Here is a 19779-nt window from a genome sequence, read left to right as displayed (position 1 = left end):
GAATCCCTGCATGACTGATAAATCTGCTAGCCACAGGAATCTTTTCCTTACACAGACATATCCCGGGATGTGAACAGCCTCTTTGTGATGAGGGGATTTATCCCCGCTCGGCTGCGAAGCAGGCGCAACTGCTCACATGCGGTGTGCCTGTAGAAACTGTGGTGGCAGGTTTTGGGGCTGCTTCGCAGCCCAACGGGGATGAATCCCCTCGCCACAGGGAGTTCCTGCATGACTGATAAGTCTGCTAGCCACAGGGAGTCCATTGCTCACACAGACACATCATGGAGATGTGAACAGCATCTTTGTGGTGAGGGGATTTATCCCCGCTCGGCTGCGCAGCAGGCGCAACTTCCTCACACACGGTGGGCCTGTAGAAACTGCGGAGGCAGGTTTTGGGGCTGCTTCGCAGTCCAGCGGGGATGAATCCCCTCGCCACTGTGTTCGTTCCAGTTTTATTCAGATAAACCGCCGGCTCCGCTCTTCACATTTTTTTCACCGGCTTCAACCACCGTCTAAGCTTCAGACAAGTCCGATCAATCTGCGTGAATGGATCAGTCGACTATGGGCGCTTTGTGGCAAACCGATTCGAGTAAAACCGTGGTTCAGACTGAAAGTGTGAATGAAGCGCCTGTCCCTGAAAAACCCCGTCGCAACCGGCACGGGTGGAAGGCTTTCTGGTTGCTGTTTTTGATCATTGCGGTGGTGGTGGGACTCGCCGCGTCCAAGGAAATGCGCACTTCGCGCTTTCAGGCGCGGGAGCTGAGCCAGTACGCCGCTTCGCTGACCTACAAACTTGAACCCGGCCCCAGCGAAGCGATTCGTTATCCGGGCAACGGGCCGTTCGATCTGCGCCTGGGTTACAGCTCTCTGGACGAATTCCTGCCGCGTCTGCTCAAGCGCAACTATGTGATCACCGAGCAGACACGCTTCTCCCCCGCCCTGCTCGGTTACACCGACAAAGGCCTGTTCGTGCCGTATTCGGAAAAGATTCAGGCCGGGCTGTCGATCACCGATTGCCGAGGCGCGCCGCTGTATCGATACAACTATCCGCAGCAACTGTATGCCGACTTCGCGGCGATTCCGCCGGTGGTGGTCAGCAGCCTGCTGTTCATCGAAAACCGCTTTCTTCTCGACCCGAAACAACCGCTGGCCAACCCGGCCGTGGACTGGCCGCGCTTCGGCATGGCGGCGTGGTCGCAAGTGGCGAAGTTGCTGCATCTGCCCGGGCAGTCGGCCGGCGGCAGCACCCTGGCGACGCAACTGGAAAAGTATCGCCACTCGCCCGATGGCCTGACCGTATCGGGCGCGGAGAAGATCCGCCAGATGATTTCCGCCAGCGTGCGCGCCTATCAGGATGGCCCGCAGACCCTCGGTTCGCGGCAGAACATCGTGCGCGACTACCTCAACAGCGTGCCGCTCTCGGCGGTGCCCGGCCACGGTGAAGTGCACGGCATGGCCGAAGGTTTGCGAGTCTGGTACGGCAGTGATTTCAACAAGGCCAACCAGCAACTGAACAGCCCGAAGACCGATCCGCAGACCATGGCCGCCAAAGGCCTCGCCCTGCGTGAAATGCTCTCGCTGATGATTGCCCAGCGCCGTCCTTCGCATTACCTGACCAAGGGCCGCGACGAATTGGCCAGCCTCACCGACAGCCACCTGCGCCTGCTCAAGCAGAACGGCGTGATCGACAGCGCTCTGGCCGACGCCGCGCTGGCAAGCACCGTGTCATACCGCGACTGGCAGACCCAGCCAACGATGCAGCCGATTGAAACCAACAAGGGCATCAGCGTTGCCCGCAGCCGCCTGGCGAGCATGCTCAACCGGCCGCTTTACGACCTCGATCGTCTCGACCTGTCAGCCACCAGCACCCTGCAGGGCGACCTGCAAACGCAGGCCACGGCTTATCTGAAAAAACTCGCCGATCCGGTCTACGCTGCCGAAATCGGCCTGCTCGGCGAACGCCTGCTGACGCCGACCAGCACCACGCAAGTACGCTACAGCTTCACCCTGTTCGAACTGACCCCGGACGGCTCGCGCGTACGCGTGCAGACCGACAGCACCGATCAGCCGTTCGACATCAACGAAGGCAGCAAGCTCGAACTCGGCTCCACGGCGAAAATGCGTGTGCTGACCACGTACCTGCAAATCGTCGCCGAGCTGCACGACAAATACGGCGCGATGAGCGGGCCGGAATTGAAAAAAGTCGAAGTGCCCGATCAGGACCGCCTCAGCCGCTGGGTCATCGACTACCTGATCCAGAACAAGGATCACGATCTGTCGAAGCTGCTCGGCGCCGCGCTGGATCGCAAATATTCGGCCAGCCCCGGCGAGGCGTTTTTCACCGGCGGCGGCCTGCACAGATTCAACAACTTCCGCAAAGAGGACAACGGTCGCCTGCCGACCCTGCGCGATTCGCTGCGCGAGTCGATCAACCTGCCGTTCATTCGCCTGATGCGCGACATCGTCCGTTACACCACCTACTCAGGCCCCAACGGCGAATTGCTCAAGGATGATCGCGACCCGCGCCGTCAGGAATATCTGGCCAGTTTCGCCGACCGCGAAGGCACCTCGTTCCTGCTCAAGTTCTGGAAGAAGTACAAGAACAAGGACACCCAGGCGCGCCTGGAAACCTTCCTCGACAGCATCCGCCCGACGCCGATTCGCATGGCGGCGGTGCACCGATATCTGTTGCCGGATGCCAGCCAGGAAGACTTCAACAGCTTTGTTCGCGCCCACCTCAAAGGCGCCAAACTCAAGGAGAAACTCACCGATGACCGCCTGATCCGCCTCTACGATTCCTATGGCCCCGGCAGTTACGATTTGCCTGATCAGGGCTTCATCGCCAAGGTCCATCCGCTGGATCTGTGGATGATGGGTTATCTGCTGCATCACCCGGAAGCGACCCTCAGCGAGATCGTCAAGGCCAGCCACTTCGAACGTCAGGAAGTCTACAGCTGGCTGTTCAAGAGCCGGCACAAAGGCGCGCGCGACAGCCGCATTCGCACCATGCTCGAGATCGAAGCGTTCCTCGACATTCATCAGCGCTGGCAGAAAGTCGGCTACCCGTTCGATCACCTGGTGCCGTCACTGGCCACCGCCATCGGCAGTTCCGGCGACCGTCCCGCCGCGCTCGCCGAGCTGATCGGCACCATCCTCAACGACGGCGTACGCATGCCGACGCTGCGCATCGACAGCCTGCATTTCGCCGCCGATACGCCGTACGAAACCAGACTGGTCAACGATCCGCACGTGGGTAAACGAGTGATGCCGGTGGAGGTGGCCAGAGCCATGCGCGAGGCGTTGTCGCAAGTGGTCGATGCCGGTACCGCCAAACGGTTGTCGGGCAGTTTCAAATTGCCCGACGGCACGCCGCTGGCCATGGGTGGCAAGACCGGCACCGGCGACAACCGCATTGCGGCGATCGGCTCCGGCGGGAGGATCATCAGTTCGAAGTCGATCAACCGCACGGCGACCTTCGTGTTCTACATTGGCGACCACCATTTCGGCACCCTCACCGCGTTCGTTCCGGGGCGCTCGGCAGAGAACTTCAAGTTCACCTCGGCCCTGCCCACGCAGGTGCTCAAGGGCATGGCGCCGATTCTCACGCCGTATCTGCAACCGGGCAGTGACTCGCAATGTCGTCCGGCAAAAAATTCACCCGTGGTTACCACCGGCCCGGCGCAGTTGGCAATCCTGTCCGGATGACATCGCATTGCTGCTCTTGCTTCTGTCGCAGAGACCGCGAGGAGTCGTGCCAGGCTGGCCCCGTGCAGCCGCGCAAGACGCTGGGGCCCGATCGAGTGTCTGAACGCAGCCAGACTGGCATGGGCTGCTTGACCGGAATCGCGCTTAACCTACCTCCGAATCCCAGATCACCGTGACATTACCCGAATAGCTGCGCGCATATCCGTCCTTGAGCATTCCATCCACCGCATCGCGGGCTACTTCGAAATGCAGCGTGCCCACCTTGCGATCCAGATAAAAGCTTGGCTGAAACAACTCGGTGCCCGTGCCATCGCGCAGCAATCGCCGGCGATTGACCGCTTGTCCGGCGCCATCGGTCAGCCCGTTGGGCAGGCTGACGCTGACTTCCAGTGGTGCCATATGGCCGGCGCTCGACTCCCATAACCCGCAGTTGTTGCCGGAGACGTACTGGCACTCGATGTTCATCTTGAAGCGGCTCGAGGCCGAGATATTGAACGTCTGGTCACGCATCAGTCGGGTCGGCTTGCGGCCCTCGTTCAGCCACGACTGCCAACCGCCCACCGGTTGCAGCGCCACGCGGTTGCCGCCGGGAGGAATATCGACCTTCATGGTGTGCGTAACCCTCAGATTGAAATTGAGGGTCAGAATCGAGTCGTTCGGGATCATCACATCGCCCATGTCGAAATCCATGTTCGGGCCGACGGTGTAGGTAATGGCACCGGTGTAGTCGCCAGCATCCATTTTCAGCGGATCCGGCGTGCGCAGTTCGTAGGCGTAGACGAAATACTGATAGTTCATGCCAAGCGGGATATCGAACAGAGCTTTCTTGGCGCAGACTCCCGCCCCTTCCGGAACTCTCCAGAAACTGTTGTAACCATGCTGTCCCGCTGTAAAGACACCGACACCCAGACACGGTGGCGGAGCGTAGACCCAGCCGCCGCCTTCCCATAAGTCATCCCACCTGCCGCCTCCGGTCAACTCGGCGACCGACAACGGGAAGGCCGCCTCGTGACCAATACCGGCAATTCTCACCTCGACAATGTGGCTGTCACCGGCAGCGTTGGCCACCGAAACAGTCCTCCAGTCGGACGGCACTTTGGCCATGCCACCCTGGCGCGGATCGGCGTGGTTGGCCTGAATCGGTGCATTGGCGGCGAACGGGATGCGCGCGACCAGGCTGAACAGGCCCAAATTCGCGCACGTTTCCGCTGCTTGACGGCAGAAACCCTCGGATGGTGTCTGATTCTTGAACTGATTTTTTTGCGGATTGGCAAAGTCCGGCTCGAAGGTGGCATCAATGTTGTGCACTTCGGCCACTGCCGCAGCGCTGAACAACGTCAACAGCAATCCGATCCATGGGCGGATGCCCGGGGCGCTAGAAAAAATCATGGGTGGTCTCCAGAAAATACTTCGATACCAGCATTGCGCGAGCCATCTCACTCGCCAGGCGCTCGGGCACTGAACAGCAACAGCACGTTGCCGGCGTAATCCCCGGGGCGGTAGCCGCCCTCCGGGCTGATCGGGTCGATCTGCAACAGCACCCGTGTCCCCGCAGCGGCCTCGGCCTGCGACACCACCTCGCGCGGCGCCATCTCGGCGCTCAGCTCCACCTTGTTAAAGGTCACGCGCAGACTGATATCGTCTGCCGGCCGACCGTTCGAAAGGTAGGGTGCGGATTCCAGCCGCGCTTCAATCGCACTGGTGTCGTGACGCACATCAAAGTATTTGCGCACACTGCTCAGGCTTGAGGTCGAGTGATTCCAGTCGAGCCGCTGCGGTCGGTGAATCCAGTCCGGCACCGCGGGAATGATGTAGAACGATCGGTTCGGCACTTCCACTGTCACTTCGAACGTGTGTGCTTCCCGAGCCGCCCAGGCCGCATCGCTGGCCAGAGCCGCCGCGGCTATCAGCGCGACGACGGAGCATTGCTTGATCATGTTGGTTACCCGTTGCGTCAATGAAAAGCAGACCTAGCGGCTGCTGACCGTCAGGTTCTTCTTCTCGCTGCCTTCGATCAGGAAGAAGCGGTACCCACGGCCCTTCTCCTTGTCGAAAGCGAACGTCTTGCCCGCCAGCACATGGTGTTTGGTGGTCACACCGCAGTCGGTTTCGTCGCTCAACGAGCAGTTTCTGAACTCGTCGACAATCACCACGGTGTTGCCGTCATTGCGCAGTTCGTAGCGGCTTTCGGTTTCATTGATCGTCGTGGCGAACCGCGTTTCCCTGGGCCGTACGAAGAACACCGTGCCGAAACCGGTCATCACGTTGACCCCGGCCGTCAGTGCCTTTTTGTAGTCTTCCCGTTCTTCCTGGCTGACAGCGAACTCGTCTTCCTTTTCCGGCACCACCGGCACGAATCGCACGCGGAAGTAACGCTCGCGATCGCGTTCGCCCATGTACAGCAAGCGGGTGCCCTGCATGCCCTCGGCCGGGACGATCAGCCGCGCCGGGCTGGCCATCAGGCCGTTGCGCGAAGCGCCGTCGGCAGCGTTCTCAACCGGGATTTCCTTCGGCGTGCCGTCGGCGTCGTAGACAATCTCCAGAACGTTTACCTTGACGAACGCGGTGGCATCGCCGCTGTTGAACACCCGTTTCAGATAGGTGCTCTTGTCGCCATCCATATAGTCGTACACCGTACCGACATTGATCTGTGGCCCGGCCTGCGCCGTCAGGCAAAACACGCTGAGCACGCCCAGCAAAAAACCACGGTTCATCACTTCAACTCCATGAAAAAAGGAACAAGGCACCGGCGCGCACGTTCATGCGTCGGCTTCCCGGATAACGCTGATATTGCCGCTGCGCGTGTCGCCCGAATGTGGACTCGGTCATCGGTTCAGCCCGCCTTCTGCGCGGTGATACCGACGTCGGCCACGGTGTCTGGCGTGCAGCGCAGATCGCCTATCATCAGGACGTTGTTTTCACTGCGGTACTGGTTGGCATCGAGGCGGAACTGACACAGCAAGCGATTATCGCGACGGATTTCGAGGGTCGGCGAACCGGCGTTCATCTCCATTGAAAAGAACCCGTCGACCTCGGTGACACCACGGCTGGCATGGTTGATCACATGATGGCCCTTGAGCGGCTGCCCTGCTTCATCGATCAGGCGACCGAGCACTGTCAGGGTTTTCATCACACGGATCTTGCGGTACTCCACCCCGCCCTTGTTCAGGTGATAGCGAGTGCGCGCCGGCTCGATGGTCGCTGCGGGCACGTTATTGCCCTCGAAGTCGAAGCTCACGGAGCTGTTCTGATAGGCCGTGATCGGGATGAAATTGCGCCCCGGCTTCAAGGCAGCGCTGCTCCCGCTATAGTCGTCCGCGCGCAGAACGATGTCGTCGATGTCCGATTCGACATCGACGATCATCCCGGCGCCGCGCACTTCGCTGTGATTGGTCATGAGCATCTGCGCGCCACCGACGACCAGCGTGCTGTCGAGGTTGAGGCCGCCGGTGAAATTGCCGTTGTAGGACGAGCGTTGAATAAAGCCATCGCCGTTGACCGCATCGGTGCGGAAATTGGCCAGGCTCGACATGCCCAGGCCGTAGGTATCGGTCAGCGCCGTGACCGAGACGCTTTGCAGCACGTGATCCTTGAAATCCTTGCGCCAGCCGAGCGAGGCGTTGTTGTCGCGTTTGCCATCACGGGCGGTGCGTGAGCCGATGCTGCCGGTGAGCTGTTGACCGGGCGCGCCGAGCGCCAGATTGATGCTCAGATCGATCCCGCGGTTGCGCGCATCGCCGCTGCTGAAACTGCCCGGACGATCAAAGACCGACAGGCGCCAACTGGCATCACTGCCCAGCAGCACAGTGCGCTGGGTCCAGCCCAGATCCAGGCCTACGCCTTCGACATTGCCTTCGCTGTGCGAAACCCGTGCATTGACCGAACTCTTGCTGCTCACCCGATGATTGAGCGCCAGCGATGAATTGCTGGTCTGGCCGACGAACACGTTACGCGGACGAACGCGAGTGCCGTCGGGCAGCGTTTCGTAGGTGTTGGTGGTGTCGAGCCAGCTGCGGTTGTGGCTGATCACCAGACTGCCCGCGCCATAGTTGTAAAGGCTTTGCAGATCCAGACCGGTGCCGTAATCCTCGGTCTTGTAGACATTGGCATACAGGCTGAGGTGGTTGGCCAGCGTCCAGTCGATGGATGTGCCGTACTGCAGCTTTTCGCGAATCTGCCGCGCCGAGGCGCCGAGAATCACCCGCGGATGCAACAGATAGTTGAGCGATGCACCGGCGGTCGGGCTGCCACTGCTTTGCTTGTCCCAGTTACTCAACAGTTTGCTTTCTTCGCCGGCAAATACGTTGTAGCGCCAGCGCTCGTCGAGGTTGCGCCAGTTGCTCGGCTTGTAGACCAGTTCCTGCGTGGTGGAGGTGATCTGGCCGTCCTCGATCAGGCGAACCTCCACCTCGTAAATGCCACCCGGCAGCGGCCGCGTATCGAGCGACTGCAGACCGGCGGGCACCGATTGCGTGTTGATCAGCAAACCGTTGCGCCAGATTTCCACCGCCCCCTGACGATTGGCGGTCACGTAGATCGGATACACGCTCGGCATCGGCGTGTTGATCGCCAGGCTGTCGGAGCTGCCATACATGAGGCCTACAGCGGTGTCGGGGCTGGTGCCGAACGTGCGCGGCTGACGCATCAGCCCTTCGGAATTGGGGGTGAAATAGCCCAGGCGAAAGAAACTGCCTTGCAGTTCGCGCTGGGTGTGCAGTTCATGCACGGCGTGATACAGCTTGGTGTCAGGACCGCCGAGCCGGGCCATTTGCAGGTTGAGGGTCTGGCTCCAGTTGCCCAGACTGGAACTGGCTTCCAGGCCGAAGCGCCCACCCAGATCCTGATCCTGGCCGCCATTGAGATTGAGTTGATTGCGCACCATCAGGCCACGACTGCCGCCGTCGGGTTGCTCGTAATAACGCTTGGCCTGAACATCGCGCTCGGCATTTTCAGTGAGGATCGAAACCAGCGAACTTTGCAGGTTGTAGTGCACCGCCAGAAACTGATCGGGACACGAACCACGGCACGCGCCCAGAGGCACACCGGGTTTGAGGTAGCTCGCCCACTTTTCCCGCTCGGCCGGGCCAAAGCGGTTTTCGCTGGTATCGGTGAATTCGAGAAGCGTGATGCGGTCATCTCGCGACAGCACCACCATGGCTTCGCCCAGCGGCTGCTGATCGACTTCGACCCGCACCGCCAGCGGTACATCAAAGAAATGCTCCTCGAAATCCGCCGGCAAGCCTTTGGCCTGCGCCAGCAAACTGCGTGGCGTGGTACCGGTGGCGTCGGAAGCCATGACTGCGCTGGCACAGAACAACAGCGCAAGCGCAGCCGCGATGGGTGTCATCGGGAACATGAACTCGTACTCTGATTTTCAGACAATGAAAGTCCGTCGGGGCAAACACGGATGTTTGCCCCGCCGGTCAAACCCACGGTGAAGGTGGGCGTCTAGCAGGCGATCACGCGATCAGCGCGAACCGACCGGAGGTACCGCATCGAAAACCATTGCAATCGTTCCGGTGTAATCACCCGGCGCGTATGTGGAACTGGCACGCGGAGCGATTTTCAGCAATGCGCGGTAGGTACTGTCGGATTCATCCTCACCCACAACCATTTGTGGCACTTGGGTAAGAACCTTGCCGTTGAATTCAACGTCCAGGGCAATCTGATCGACACCCGATTGCAGCATAGGGATGCCATTGAGGCTGGCGTGAACGGAGCCGTCAGTGTTACGTACGTCGAAGTAACCTTTAACCTCGGTCATCTTGCCGGTGGCAGGGTTGTAGCTCATGTCCTGGTCCTTGTTGACCAGATCAGGGTCGACCGGCACCACAAAGAAGCTGGTGGTTGGCACTGTGGCGACAAGACTGATGGTGTGCGACGCCTCGCCCGCAGCGAAGGCAGTGGAGGACATTGCCAGAAGAGCCAGTGGAGCAGCGATTGCGAATTTCTTGAACATCGTTCAGTACCTGTTTGCTTTATATAAGGGGGTGTCATTGAAAGTTCATAAACCTTTTGCTCGTCGACCGCTGAAGCAACTTGAACTTTCAATGCCGGGCATCATCGACTGTTGCCTCTGGAATGTAAGCAGGCAACTTCCGACAAACTCGTAGTTAAACAACCCCACACCCCGCCAGAAAAAAGAACAAAAAACAGATACTTGCAACATTCGCTGTAAGTTGCGCCCTACACACAGTTACAGGGAAAAAACCATACAGCAACTTAGCCGCTTTAACGCGGCAACTTGCGAGAAATTAGAATATATACTCAAGCTCAACTAGAGCGATAACTTTAACTTTAAGGTCACGCCTTTTTATTTTTGATCGGAAAGAGTTTTGTGGCTTTTTTCACGCTGACCGCTCGTCCGTCGAGCGTCGCCAGAGGCTAAAAACGTCTTGCACAGCGCTTAAGATATATCTTAAGTTGTATCTAAATACGACGAGAGAGAAGCGAAATGAGAGACCATCATTCCCCCCACCGCGAGCATGGCGATGGCCGCGACGGCTTCGAGAAGCGCCCCGGTCGCGAACGCGGCGGCCGCGGCCCGCGAGTCTTTGCCCCCGGCGACCTGAAATTGCTGTTGCTGGCGCTGATCGCCGAGCAGCCCTGCCACGGTTACGACCTGATCCGCCAGATAGAAGGCATGTTCGACGGCGCCTACAGCCCCAGCCCCGGGGTGATCTACCCGACCCTGACCTTTCTGGAAGAGAGCGACCTGATCGCCGGTGATGCCGAGGCCGGCAAAAAGCGTTACAGCGTCACCGACGCCGGTCGTTTGTCTTTAAGTGAACAAGCGGTGGCGCTCGACGGCGTCCGCATGCGCATCGACGTCAGCAAGCGTTCGCTGCGCGGCCATGATCGTCCGGCGGAAATCCACGAAGCGGTGCACAACCTGCGCCATGCCTTGCAGCTGCACCATGGGCGCTGGAGCGCCGAAGAAATCCTGCGCGTGCGTGACCTGCTCAACGACACCGCCAAAGCCATCGTCGACGGCCCTGCCGTTCAACCTGCCACGGAGAAAGCCGAATGACTGCAGTCGATACTCAAACCATTCACCGCGTGATGCACGAAATCAAACGGCGCAAACTTGAAGTGCTGCGCGTCACCGACCTGACCCCACGCATGCGCCGCATCACCCTCGGCGGGCCGGAACTGGCCGGGTTCATCAGCCTGGGCACGGACGATCACGTCAAACTGCTGTTCCCGCAGAACGCCGAACAAGCGGCGGCGCTGGAGACGATGCAACTGGGCGCCGGCAAGGACAACGGGCCGATGCCCGAGATGCGCGACTACACCCCACGTCGTTACGACCTGGAAAAAATGGAGCTGGACATCGATTTCGTCCTGCACGGCGACGGCCCTGCCTCGACCTGGGCGGAACAGGCGCAACCGGGGCAGTTCCTGCATATCGGCGGGCCACGCGGGTCGATGATCGTGCCGGACATCTTCGACAGCTATCTGCTGATCGGCGACGAAACCGCCCTCCCCGCCATCGCCCGCCGCCTCGAAGGTCTGGCGGCAAATCGCCGGGCATTGGTGGTGATCGAAGTGGAAAACGGCGCCGAGCAGCAAGTGCTGGAAAGTGCGGCGCAGTTCAATGTGATCTGGGTGCTGCGCGAAGGCGGCAAGGACAACCTGCTGGCTACCGTCAAGCAATTGCAGGTGCCCAAGGGCAATCTGTACGCGTGGGTGGCGACCGAAACCAAGGTCTCACGGCAGATCCGCCGGGTGCTGATCGATGAGCATGGGCTCGATGAGCAGTTCATCAAGGCTGTTGGCTACTGGCGCGCGGAAGGCTCTGACGAGGAGTGATTTTCCTCTGACCACAATTCCCCTGTGGGAGCGAGCTTGCTCGCGAAAGCGGTGTGTCAGTCAACATCCGTGCAAACTGATACACCGCATTCGCGAGCAAGCTCGCTCCCACATTGAATATCAACTTCGTGCGGTCTTTCTACGATCCAGGCCGATAATCAGCAGGCCCACCAACACAAAACCCACCAAGATCCCCCCGGCATTCGCCAGCACCTGTGGATAACCCAACACCGCCACATCAATGAACGGATACGCATAAGCGCCGAGCAGATGCCCGCGCAGCAAGGCGTAGATGAAATACACCAGCGGATAGATCAGCCACAGCGGCAGGTGCCTCAGGCGCAACGTGCCTTTGGGGACGCAGCACCACCAATAGCCGAGAAACAGCAATGGCATGACGTCGTGGAGCAACTCATCGGCAACAAACTGCCAGCCTTCGGGGTGCCACAAGTGCCGCAGCAGGATGCTGTAGGCCAGACCGACCACGGCGATGCTCACCGCGATCCCGCTGCTGACCCACGGTTGCAGAAACCAGCGCCGCGCGGCGGATTCGCGCTCGGTGACCGCGCAGGTCAGCACCGTCGCCACCAGGGTGTTGGTCAATATGGTGAAGTAGCTGAAGAAACTCACCAGCCCGCCCAGCAGGCTGGCGCCGATGCTCAATCGTGCGAAGAGAATCAGGTACAGCTGAATTGCCAGCCCTGCCCAGCCCAGCACGGCCAGGCTGGTGATCAGGCGTCGGCGCCTCGCGCTGTCCATCTCAGAGCGGTCGCTTGGTGCGCATCAGCTTCACGTACAGGCGTTCGACCTTTTCCCGCGCCCACGGGGTTTTACGCAGGAAGGTCAGGCTCGACTTGATGCTCGGATCGCTTTTGAAACAACGGATGTCGATACGCTCGGCCAGACCCGACCACTCATAGTGGGCGACCAGTGCATTGAGGATCTGTTCGAGGGTCACGCCGTGCAGCGGATCGGGGGATTGTTCGTTCATGCCGGGCCTTTGGGCGAAGTGATATGCAGAAGCCGCGCACCTTAGCCGAGGGGCAGAGCGGGTGGAAGGCCTTCCTGCAAATGTAGGCCAACCCGGGAAGATCGCAGGCTGTGGCGCGACTCACAATGCGCCCGTTTGCCGCACTGTTACCGAATCCGAAACGCTGCATGTCTGCAAAAGCGCTTTCTCAATTTGTTACAGATCATTATCCTGCCGCCCTTCCGCTGAAACGCTTCACTGCCTGCGACAATCTGAAGCGCTCGGCCTGCACTCGAAAAACATCAAAAAAAGACTTCTTCATGCCTGACTTTTCCTTCTCCCGAGACAGCGCTATCTCTGCCCTGCGCACCCTTGGCGGCTGCACCGCCCTTGGCTTGGCGACCTGTGCCCACGCGGCGCCGGCCTTCGACAGTGAATCACCGTACATGCTCGGTGACTGGAACGGCACGCGCACAGAACTTGCGGAAAAAGGCTACGACTTCAAACTCGATTACACCGGCGAAATGGGCAGCAATCTGCACGGCGGTTACGATCACGACCGCACTGCCCGCTACAGCGACCAGTTCGGCCTCGGCACCCATCTGGATCTGCAAAAGATCCTCGGTTGGAACGACGCTGAATTTCAGCTGACCATCACCAAGCGCAGCGGCAACAACATCAGCAACGACCGCATCAACGACCCGCGCGTTGGCGGCTTCACTTCCGCCCAGGAAGTCTGGGGCCGTGGCCAGACCACGCGCCTGACGCAGATGTGGTACCAGCAGAAATTCTTCGATCAGAAGCTCGACATCAAGGTCGGCCGTTTCGGCGAAGGCGAAGACTTCAACAGCTTCCCTTGCGACTTTCAGAACCTCGCGTTCTGCGGCTCGCAGGTCGGCAACTGGGTCGGCGGCATCTGGTACAACTGGCCGGTCAGCCAGTGGGCGCTGCGGGTCAAATATCACCTGACGCCTGAGCTGTACGCGCAGGTCGGCGCCTACGAGCAGAACCCGTCGAACCTCGATCGCGGCAACGGTTTCAAACTCAGCGGCAGCGGCACCCAGGGCGCGATCCTGCCGGTCGAACTGGTGTGGACGTCGAAGCTCAACGGTCTGCCGGGCGAATACCGCGCCGGTTATTACTACAGCAATGCCAAGGCCTCTGACGTCTATAAAGACCGCAATGACCAACCGGCAGCGCTGAGCGGCGAAGCCTATCGCAGTGCGTCGAGCAAGCACGGCGTATGGCTGGGCGTGCAGCAACAGGTGACCAGTATCGCCAGCGACCACTCGCGTGGTTTGAGCCTGTTCGCCAACGCGACGATGCACGACAAGAAAACCAACGCCATCGACAACTACGTGCAGGCCGGCCTGACCTACAAAGGCCCGTTCGACGCCCGCGCCAAAGATGACATCGGTTTCGCCCTCGCTCGTGTACACGTCAATCCGGCCTATCGCAAGAACGCCGAGGCGAGCAACCGCGCCAACGCCGTCTACGACTACGACAATCCGGCGTTCCTGCCACCGCAGGACACCGAATACAGCGCCGAGCTGTATTACGGCGTGTACGTGACCAACTGGCTGACCGTACGCCCGAACCTGCAATACATCCGCCACCCCGGTGGCGTGAACGACGTCGACGACGCCCTGATCGGCGGGATCAAGATCCAGTCGTCGTTCTAAAGATCACCGCTAACCCCTGTGGGAGCGAGCCTGCTCGCGAAGGCGGCCTGTCAGTCGCTGCAGTGTTGCCTGATACACCGCTTTCGCGAGCAAGCTCGCTCCCACAGGAATGCATTTCGTTAGCCGAACAAGTTTTTATCTGAACCATGCCTGCGCCAAATCGTCATCTAAAGTGACTACAGCGCGGGACTACATAAACGTCACGGAGAATCACACTATGAGCACCGAAAGTGCTTCGAGTCGGGGCCGTCTGCTACCGGGCCTGCTCGGCATCCTGCTTCTACTGATGGGCCTGGCCATGCTGGCCGGGGGAGTCAAGCTGAGCATGCTCGGCGGCTCGCTTTACTATCTGCTGGCCGGTATCGGCATCGCTCTGAGCGGCATCCTGCTGCTGATGCGTCGCCGCGCGGCGCTGGGCCTGTACGCCATCGTGCTGTTTGCCAGCACCGTGTGGGCATTGTGGGAAGTCGGTCTGGACTGGTGGCAACTGGTGCCGCGTCTGGCGCTGTGGTTTGTCCTCGGTTTCGTGATGCTGCTGCCATGGTTCCGTCGTCCGCTGCTGCTCAACGGCCCGGCGAAAATCGGCACCGGCGGCCTGACCGTCGCTGTGATCCTGGCCGGCGTTACCGCTCTGGCCAGCCTCTTCACTCATCCGGGAGAGACCTTCGGCGAACTGGGCCGCGACAGCGCGGACATGACCAGCACCGCACCGGCCATGCCGGATGGCGACTGGCAAGCCTACGGTCGCACCGAGTTCGGTGACCGCTACTCGCCGCTCAAGCAGATCACCCCGGAAAACGTCGGCAAGCTGCAAGAAGCCTGGCGCATCCAGACCGGCGACCTGCCAACTGCGGATGACCCGGTCGAGCTGACCAACGAAAACACCCCGCTCAAAGCCAACGGCATGGTCTACGCCTGCACCGCGCACAGCAAAGTGCTGGCACTGGACCCGGACACCGGCAAGGAAATCTGGCGCTTCGATCCACAGATCAAGAGCCCGGTCGGCTTCAAGGGCTTCGCCCACATGACCTGCCGTGGCGTGTCGTATTACGACGAAGCCGCCTATGCCAAGTCTGAAAACGCCGGTTCCGCTGTCATCTCCGAAGCCGGCCAGGCTGTTGCTCAGGCCTGCCCGCGTCGTCTGTACCTGCCAACCGCTGATGCCCGCCTGATTGCGTTGAACGCCGACACCGGCAAGATCTGCGAAGGCTTCGGCACCAACGGCGTGGTCGACCTGACCCAAGGCATCGGCCCGTTCACCGCTGGCGGCTACTACTCCACCTCGCCAGCGGCGATTACCCGTGATCTGGTGATCATGGGCGGTCACGTTACCGACAACGAATCGACCAATGAGCCATCGGGCGTGATCCGCGCCTTCGACGTGCGCGACGGTCACCTGGTGTGGAACTGGGACAGCGACAAGCCGGACGCCACCGAGCCTCTGGCCCCGGGCGAAACCTACAGCCGCAACTCGGCGAACATGTGGTCGCTGGCCAGCGTCGATGAAAAACTCGGCATGGTCTACCTGCCACTGGGCAACCAGACCCCGGACCAATGGGGCGGCAACCGCACCCCGGGCGCGGAAAAATTCAGCGCCGGCCTCGTTGCCTTGGACCTCGCCACCGGTAAAGTGCGCTGGAACTACCAGTTCACCCACCATGACCTGTGGGACATGGACGTGGGCAGCCAGCCTACCCTGCTCGACATGAAAACCGCCGACGGCGTGAAACCTGCGCTGATCGCCCCGACCAAACAGGGCAGCCTGTACGTCCTCGACCGTCGTGACGGCACGCCGATCATTCCGATCAAGGAAATCCCGGTACCGCAAGGCGCCGTGAAAGGCGACCACACCGCACCGACCCAGGCCCGTTCGGACCTCAACCTGCTGGCCCCGGAACTGACCGAAAAAGCCATGTGGGGCGCGAGCCCGTTCGACCAGATGCTGTGCCGCATCCAGTTCAAGGAACTGCGTTACGAGGGCCAGTACACCCCGCCATCGGAACAGGGCAGCCTGATCTATCCGGGTAACGTCGGCGTGTTCAACTGGGGCGGCGTCTCGGTCGATCCGGTTCGCCAGCTGCTGTTCACCAGCCCGAACTACATGGCCTTCGTCTCGAAAATGGTCCCACGCGAGCAAGTCGAAGCCGGCAGCAAACGCGAGAGCGAAACCTCGGGCGTGCAGCCAAACACTGGCGCGCCATACGCGGTGATCATGCACCCGTTCATGTCGCCACTGGGCGTACCGTGCCAGGCCCCGGCCTGGGGCTACGTCGCCGGTATCGACCTGACCACCGGCAAAGTCGTGTGGAAACGCAAGAACGGCACCAGCCGCGACAGCTCGCCAATCCCGATCGGCTTCACCCTCGGCGTACCGAGCATGGGCGGTTCGATGGTCACTGCCGGCGGCGTCGGCTTCCTCAGCGGCACCCTCGACCAGTACCTGCGCGCCTATGACGTGAATACCGGTAAAGAACTGTGGAAATCGCGTCTGCCTGCAGGCGGCCAAGCGACTCCGATGACCTACACCGGCAAGGACGGCAAACAATACGTGCTGCTCGTTGTCGGCGGTCACGGCTCGCTGGGCACCAAGATGGGTGACTACATCATTGCGTACAAACTGCCGGAATAAGCGTTAGCTGGCGGTAATGAAAAGGCGATGTTCCGTGAGGGACATCGCCTTTTTTTGTGAGCGCAACCTGGCAGGCAATGAATAAACCTGTGGTAGCGGTTGTGAACAGGTTCGTCCTGCAGACGCTGATCAATGCGCCGGAGTTTTCCGACAGGCGGGTCGGTAGCGTTCGGAAAATGCGCTGGGCCTGCATAATTATCGCGAACAAGAATAAAAAACTGTCAGGTATTACAGTTCACAGCTTTCACGCTTTTACCCAGACTTGCCTCTTCACTATTCGGATCAGAGGCAGCTCTCATGGCAAACCCAAACGTACCCAACGCCGTCTTCGCGTTCGGCTCTATTGAAACTGATGTCAAAGGCACCATCAGCGGTAATTATCTGGACTTGACCAGCTACAGCACTTCAAGCACATCCATTTCCATCAACGCGTTAGGGGGATACGACTTTTCTTTCCGCCACAACGACAGCTTGTCGGGCGCGCGAATCATCTCCATCTCGCTTCGCTACCCGCAGGATCCTTCCCCTTTGCGCTATTCAGAAACGATTGTCATAGACCGAGCCGATCCTCGTCCCTACGAATTTGAAACGACAACTTCTTCAATTATCGCGGTCACCCAAATCAGTAACTTCGTGTACCGATACGACCTCAAAGATTACAAATTTTCCGGCAAAGCACAGCACACGAATGACACGCGGGAACTCACCTGTAATGGATTCTTTGTGGTTCAGGGACTGACGTGGCCGATCTGACAACGCTGGTTGTGGGGACCTTCTGTATGAGCCTTTATTCGAAACTGCGTATCGCCCTGCTGGCTGCCATATTCGCACTCAGTGCCTGGCTCCCTGCGCAGGCTGACAATAACGCAGAGCAGGCAAAAGACTGCAGTGCAGCGCTCAATGAATTGAAATCCATGAACATCACGCCTGGCGCATCCAATTGTCAGACAGGCCAAACACTACAGTGGCGCGTCGAGGCAACTGCCGAGCAATTTGAGCAGGTCATGGATGTTTGCGAAAAATCCAGACTGGCCGCCTTGTATCGATACAGCGAGTCAAGGATCGTCAGTTGCCAATACACCTCAGGCACGAGGAAAACTCCGAGCGGAGCGTATTGATAGAGGAGCGACGTCTGCCACGGGTTGCAATACATCGAGGCTGCAGGATATCTCACTACATACGCAGGTCAAAGCTCCCGAGAATGTCTATGTCGCCGGCGACTGGATCATTAACAACCGCATGGAAAGACATCTTGTAATGATCAGCTTGCGTATCAAAATCGATAGTGAAATTACCGTCTCGGGTATGAGCTTTCTCGAATTCATATCCTGATCGGGCTATATATGACATCAATACAACCGTTGGTCAGAACCTACATTCACTCAAGGAACCCAGTCAAATTCAGGCCGCCTTCGCGAGCAGGCTCGCTCCCACAGAAAATCAAAATCAAAAGATCGCAGCCTTCGGCAGCTCCACAATGAGCGCAAGATCGAGTACTGCCCATGCTCTTGATCCATGCGTACCGGCAGGTAAGCGGGGCAGAACTTTCGGAAAGAATTCGGCGGCTGACTACATAAGGCGCTACCACTGATTTTCATTCACCACGACGGCGAAGGTATTCCGCGAAAAGAGGAACGGTGAAATCAAGGTAACCATGGTCGGTGCTGTAGATCATACCTTTGGAAATGATATTGGCCCGGGCCGGGCCTAACGATGATTGATCACGCTCCATCACCTTGGCGATACCTGCCATAGGATAGGGCCCATCACCAAAGGTGGCCATCGCCATCACAAACTGGATCTCGGCTTTGGTAAGCCGGTCATAACGAACCTTGAAGAAGCCGGCATCGAGTCCGGCGATAGTCTCTGGATAAGCGCGTTCGACATCAGCGAGCGTGATCATGGGGCCGGCAGCAACATCCCATGAAGTTGAACCCCATTCCTGCAGAAAAAACGGATAGCCCCTCGTTCGCGCGACAATCGCTTGGAGGGCAGCGTCTTCGATCGTCTGCTCCTCCTCCTCGACGGGTTTTCGAACAGCAAGTTTTGCTGCTTCTTCGTCCAGCGCGCCTACAGGCGGGTAGAGGAAAAGTCGCTCTGCATAGGACTTCGCCTCACCAGCCAATTTGGCAACCTGTGGTAGTCCTGCCCCAACCAAAACCACAGGCAACCCGCGCTGGGCCATTCGATGCATCGCAACGATAAGTGCCGACAAATCGCCTTCCGAGAGGTACTGAACCTCGTCGATGAGCAGCACCCAGCCCTTGCCAGCGGCTTTAGCGCCCTCGCCAATCACACCGAACAGGTCTGGAAGATCATGTTGCAGATCGCCGCTATCAGCAAGCCCAGGTTCAGCACCCTCAACGCCCACCTCAACGCCACCGATATCGATTTTGAATATCGAGGCAAAATTGCGCAGGGCGCTCATACCCCGGCTGGCAATTTGCTTTGCTCCTTCGAATCCCGAAAGTGAACGCATTACGCGTCGCAGTTCAGGGTAAAGAAGAGTGGAAAGTGTATTTTTCTCCGGAGCTTCGAGCTGGGAAACGAGCATCCCCTCTTGTCTGGCGATATTGCCGATCTCATTCAGGAGTACCGTCTTGCCGACTCCACGAAGGCCAAGGAGCATCAGCGACCGTGCAGGTTTGCCCCTCACTGCTCGGCCGCAGGAAATCCGAGCCATTTCGAGAACAGGGTCTCGGCCAGCAAGCTCCGGTGGTGGAAAACCAGCCCCGGGGGCGAACGGATTACGATAGGGATCCATCAAAACTCCATTTAATAGTTAAAGCTAACCAACACTAGCGTTTTTTGCTATTTATGCACAGACATTGTTAGATTCCAATAGGCACCCGTGCCCACCTGAAGGATCTCGCCACCGCCCAAAGGCCGCCAAGGTTAACAAGGTCAAAAACTTTGCAAACCTGAACACACACGCAGAAACACACCCGCCCCATTGAAACCACCCCACCCCTGCCCCATCT

The 19779-nt window shown here is 59.3% G+C and carries 15 protein-coding genes and 1 pseudogene; 8 read left to right on the top strand and 8 right to left on the bottom strand.

Going from position 1 to position 19779, the window contains the following annotated elements; translation table 11 throughout:
• Window positions 1–561: 561 nt before the first annotated feature.
• A complete protein-coding gene (locus tag D8U70_RS07600; protein ID WP_130928581.1) occupies window positions 562–3705 on the top strand; it encodes a transglycosylase domain-containing protein in 3144 nt (1047 codons plus the stop codon).
• A gap of 144 nt (window positions 3706–3849) precedes the next feature.
• Here the strand turns inward: D8U70_RS07600 and D8U70_RS07595 are convergent, their stop codons facing one another.
• From D8U70_RS07595 to D8U70_RS07575, 5 genes are all read right to left on the bottom strand, one after another.
• Window positions 3850–5094: a hypothetical protein gene (locus D8U70_RS07595; RefSeq protein WP_130928580.1), complete on the bottom strand. Its 1245-nt coding sequence runs from the start codon at window positions 5092–5094 to the stop codon at window positions 3850–3852.
• 47 nt (window positions 5095–5141) lie between these two features.
• Entirely contained in the window at window positions 5142–5642 is a 501-nt protein-coding gene (locus D8U70_RS07590) for a CS1 type fimbrial major subunit (RefSeq protein WP_073473236.1), read from the bottom strand.
• A gap of 33 nt (window positions 5643–5675) precedes the next feature.
• Window positions 5676–6419, bottom strand: coding sequence for a pilus assembly protein (locus tag D8U70_RS07585; RefSeq protein WP_071173463.1), 744 nt, complete (start codon window positions 6417–6419; stop codon window positions 5676–5678).
• A 119-nt stretch (window positions 6420–6538) separates the two neighbouring features.
• Window positions 6539–9061, bottom strand: a complete 2523-nt coding sequence (locus D8U70_RS07580) for a CS1-pili formation C-terminal domain-containing protein (protein ID WP_071173464.1) — start codon at window positions 9059–9061, stop codon at window positions 6539–6541.
• 111 nt (window positions 9062–9172) lie between these two features.
• The gene (locus tag D8U70_RS07575) at window positions 9173–9664 is read right to left on the bottom strand and encodes a CS1 type fimbrial major subunit (protein ID WP_130928579.1); all 492 of its coding nucleotides are present in this window, start codon (window positions 9662–9664) and stop codon (window positions 9173–9175) included.
• A gap of 495 nt (window positions 9665–10159) precedes the next feature.
• Here D8U70_RS07575 and D8U70_RS07570 point away from each other — a divergent pair, with 495 nt between their 5' ends.
• From D8U70_RS07570 to D8U70_RS27945, 3 genes and pseudogenes are all read left to right on the top strand, one after another.
• Window positions 10160–10735, top strand: coding sequence for a PadR family transcriptional regulator (locus D8U70_RS07570; RefSeq protein WP_024014184.1), 576 nt, complete (start codon window positions 10160–10162; stop codon window positions 10733–10735).
• Window positions 10732–11517 carry a siderophore-interacting protein gene (locus tag D8U70_RS07565; protein WP_130928578.1) on the top strand — a complete coding sequence of 262 codons (786 nt, stop codon included), beginning with the start codon at window positions 10732–10734 and terminating at the stop codon, window positions 11515–11517. The genes D8U70_RS07570 and D8U70_RS07565 overlap by 4 nt, the downstream gene beginning before the upstream one ends.
• Window positions 11518–11541: 24 nt before the next feature.
• A pseudogene (locus tag D8U70_RS27945) lies at window positions 11542–11628 on the top strand (metal ABC transporter ATP-binding protein); the annotation flags it as partial.
• Window positions 11629–11637: 9 nt separating this feature from the next.
• Here the strand turns inward: D8U70_RS27945 and D8U70_RS07555 are convergent.
• Window positions 11638–12276 (bottom strand): Pr6Pr family membrane protein, encoded by a 639-nt coding sequence (locus D8U70_RS07555; protein ID WP_122706553.1) that lies wholly within the window; start codon window positions 12274–12276, stop codon window positions 11638–11640.
• A 1-nt stretch (window position 12277) separates the two neighbouring features.
• Window positions 12278–12508 carry a VF530 family protein gene (locus D8U70_RS07550; RefSeq protein ID WP_073473244.1) on the bottom strand — a complete coding sequence of 77 codons (231 nt, stop codon included), beginning with the start codon at window positions 12506–12508 and terminating at the stop codon, window positions 12278–12280.
• Between the two features lie 299 nt (window positions 12509–12807).
• Between D8U70_RS07550 and D8U70_RS07545 the strand changes: the two genes are divergently transcribed.
• From D8U70_RS07545 to D8U70_RS07530, 4 genes are all read left to right on the top strand, one after another.
• On the top strand, window positions 12808–14169 hold the full coding sequence (locus D8U70_RS07545) for a carbohydrate porin (RefSeq protein ID WP_130928577.1): 1362 nt from the start codon (window positions 12808–12810) through the stop codon (window positions 14167–14169).
• A gap of 217 nt (window positions 14170–14386) precedes the next feature.
• Window positions 14387–16798, top strand: a complete 2412-nt coding sequence (locus D8U70_RS07540) for a glucose/quinate/shikimate family membrane-bound PQQ-dependent dehydrogenase (protein ID WP_073473247.1) — start codon at window positions 14387–14389, stop codon at window positions 16796–16798.
• 297 nt (window positions 16799–17095) lie between these two features.
• Window positions 17096–17551, top strand: a complete 456-nt coding sequence (locus D8U70_RS07535; protein WP_122706559.1) for a hypothetical protein — start codon at window positions 17096–17098, stop codon at window positions 17549–17551.
• Window positions 17539–17916, top strand: a complete 378-nt coding sequence (locus D8U70_RS07530; RefSeq protein ID WP_122706561.1) for a hypothetical protein — start codon at window positions 17539–17541, stop codon at window positions 17914–17916. The genes D8U70_RS07535 and D8U70_RS07530 overlap by 13 nt, the downstream gene beginning before the upstream one ends.
• Before the next feature lie 476 nt (window positions 17917–18392).
• On the opposite strand, the gene D8U70_RS07525 is transcribed toward D8U70_RS07530, so the two are convergent.
• Window positions 18393–19562, bottom strand: coding sequence for an ATP-binding protein (locus D8U70_RS07525; RefSeq protein WP_130928576.1), 1170 nt, complete (start codon window positions 19560–19562; stop codon window positions 18393–18395).
• Window positions 19563–19779: the final 217 nt, after the last annotated feature.

Source organism: Pseudomonas sp. Sample_20 (assembly GCF_004307585.1).
Taxonomy (GTDB): domain Bacteria; phylum Pseudomonadota; class Gammaproteobacteria; order Pseudomonadales; family Pseudomonadaceae; genus Aquipseudomonas; species Aquipseudomonas atacamensis.
Note: the sequence above shows the minus strand (reverse complement) of the source record. Positions and strands in the feature narration are given on the sequence as shown.

Coding starts and splice junctions, on each gene's coding strand:
- D8U70_RS07600 (WP_130928581.1), top strand. CDS start 562: ATGGGCGCTTTGTGGCAAACCGATTCGAGTAAAACCGTGGTTCAGACT.
- D8U70_RS07595 (WP_130928580.1), bottom strand. CDS start 5,094: ATGATTTTTTCTAGCGCCCCGGGCATCCGCCCATGGATCGGATTGCTG.
- D8U70_RS07590 (WP_073473236.1), bottom strand. CDS start 5,642: ATGATCAAGCAATGCTCCGTCGTCGCGCTGATAGCCGCGGCGGCTCTG.
- D8U70_RS07585 (WP_071173463.1), bottom strand. CDS start 6,419: ATGAACCGTGGTTTTTTGCTGGGCGTGCTCAGCGTGTTTTGCCTGACG.
- D8U70_RS07580 (WP_071173464.1), bottom strand. CDS start 9,061: ATGTTCCCGATGACACCCATCGCGGCTGCGCTTGCGCTGTTGTTCTGT.
- D8U70_RS07575 (WP_130928579.1), bottom strand. CDS start 9,664: ATGTTCAAGAAATTCGCAATCGCTGCTCCACTGGCTCTTCTGGCAATG.
- D8U70_RS07570 (WP_024014184.1), top strand. CDS start 10,160: ATGAGAGACCATCATTCCCCCCACCGCGAGCATGGCGATGGCCGCGAC.
- D8U70_RS07565 (WP_130928578.1), top strand. CDS start 10,732: ATGACTGCAGTCGATACTCAAACCATTCACCGCGTGATGCACGAAATC.
- D8U70_RS07555 (WP_122706553.1), bottom strand. CDS start 12,276: ATGGACAGCGCGAGGCGCCGACGCCTGATCACCAGCCTGGCCGTGCTG.
- D8U70_RS07550 (WP_073473244.1), bottom strand. CDS start 12,508: ATGAACGAACAATCCCCCGATCCGCTGCACGGCGTGACCCTCGAACAG.
- D8U70_RS07545 (WP_130928577.1), top strand. CDS start 12,808: ATGCCTGACTTTTCCTTCTCCCGAGACAGCGCTATCTCTGCCCTGCGC.
- D8U70_RS07540 (WP_073473247.1), top strand. CDS start 14,387: ATGAGCACCGAAAGTGCTTCGAGTCGGGGCCGTCTGCTACCGGGCCTG.
- D8U70_RS07535 (WP_122706559.1), top strand. CDS start 17,096: ATGGCAAACCCAAACGTACCCAACGCCGTCTTCGCGTTCGGCTCTATT.
- D8U70_RS07525 (WP_130928576.1), bottom strand. CDS start 19,562: ATGGATCCCTATCGTAATCCGTTCGCCCCCGGGGCTGGTTTTCCACCA.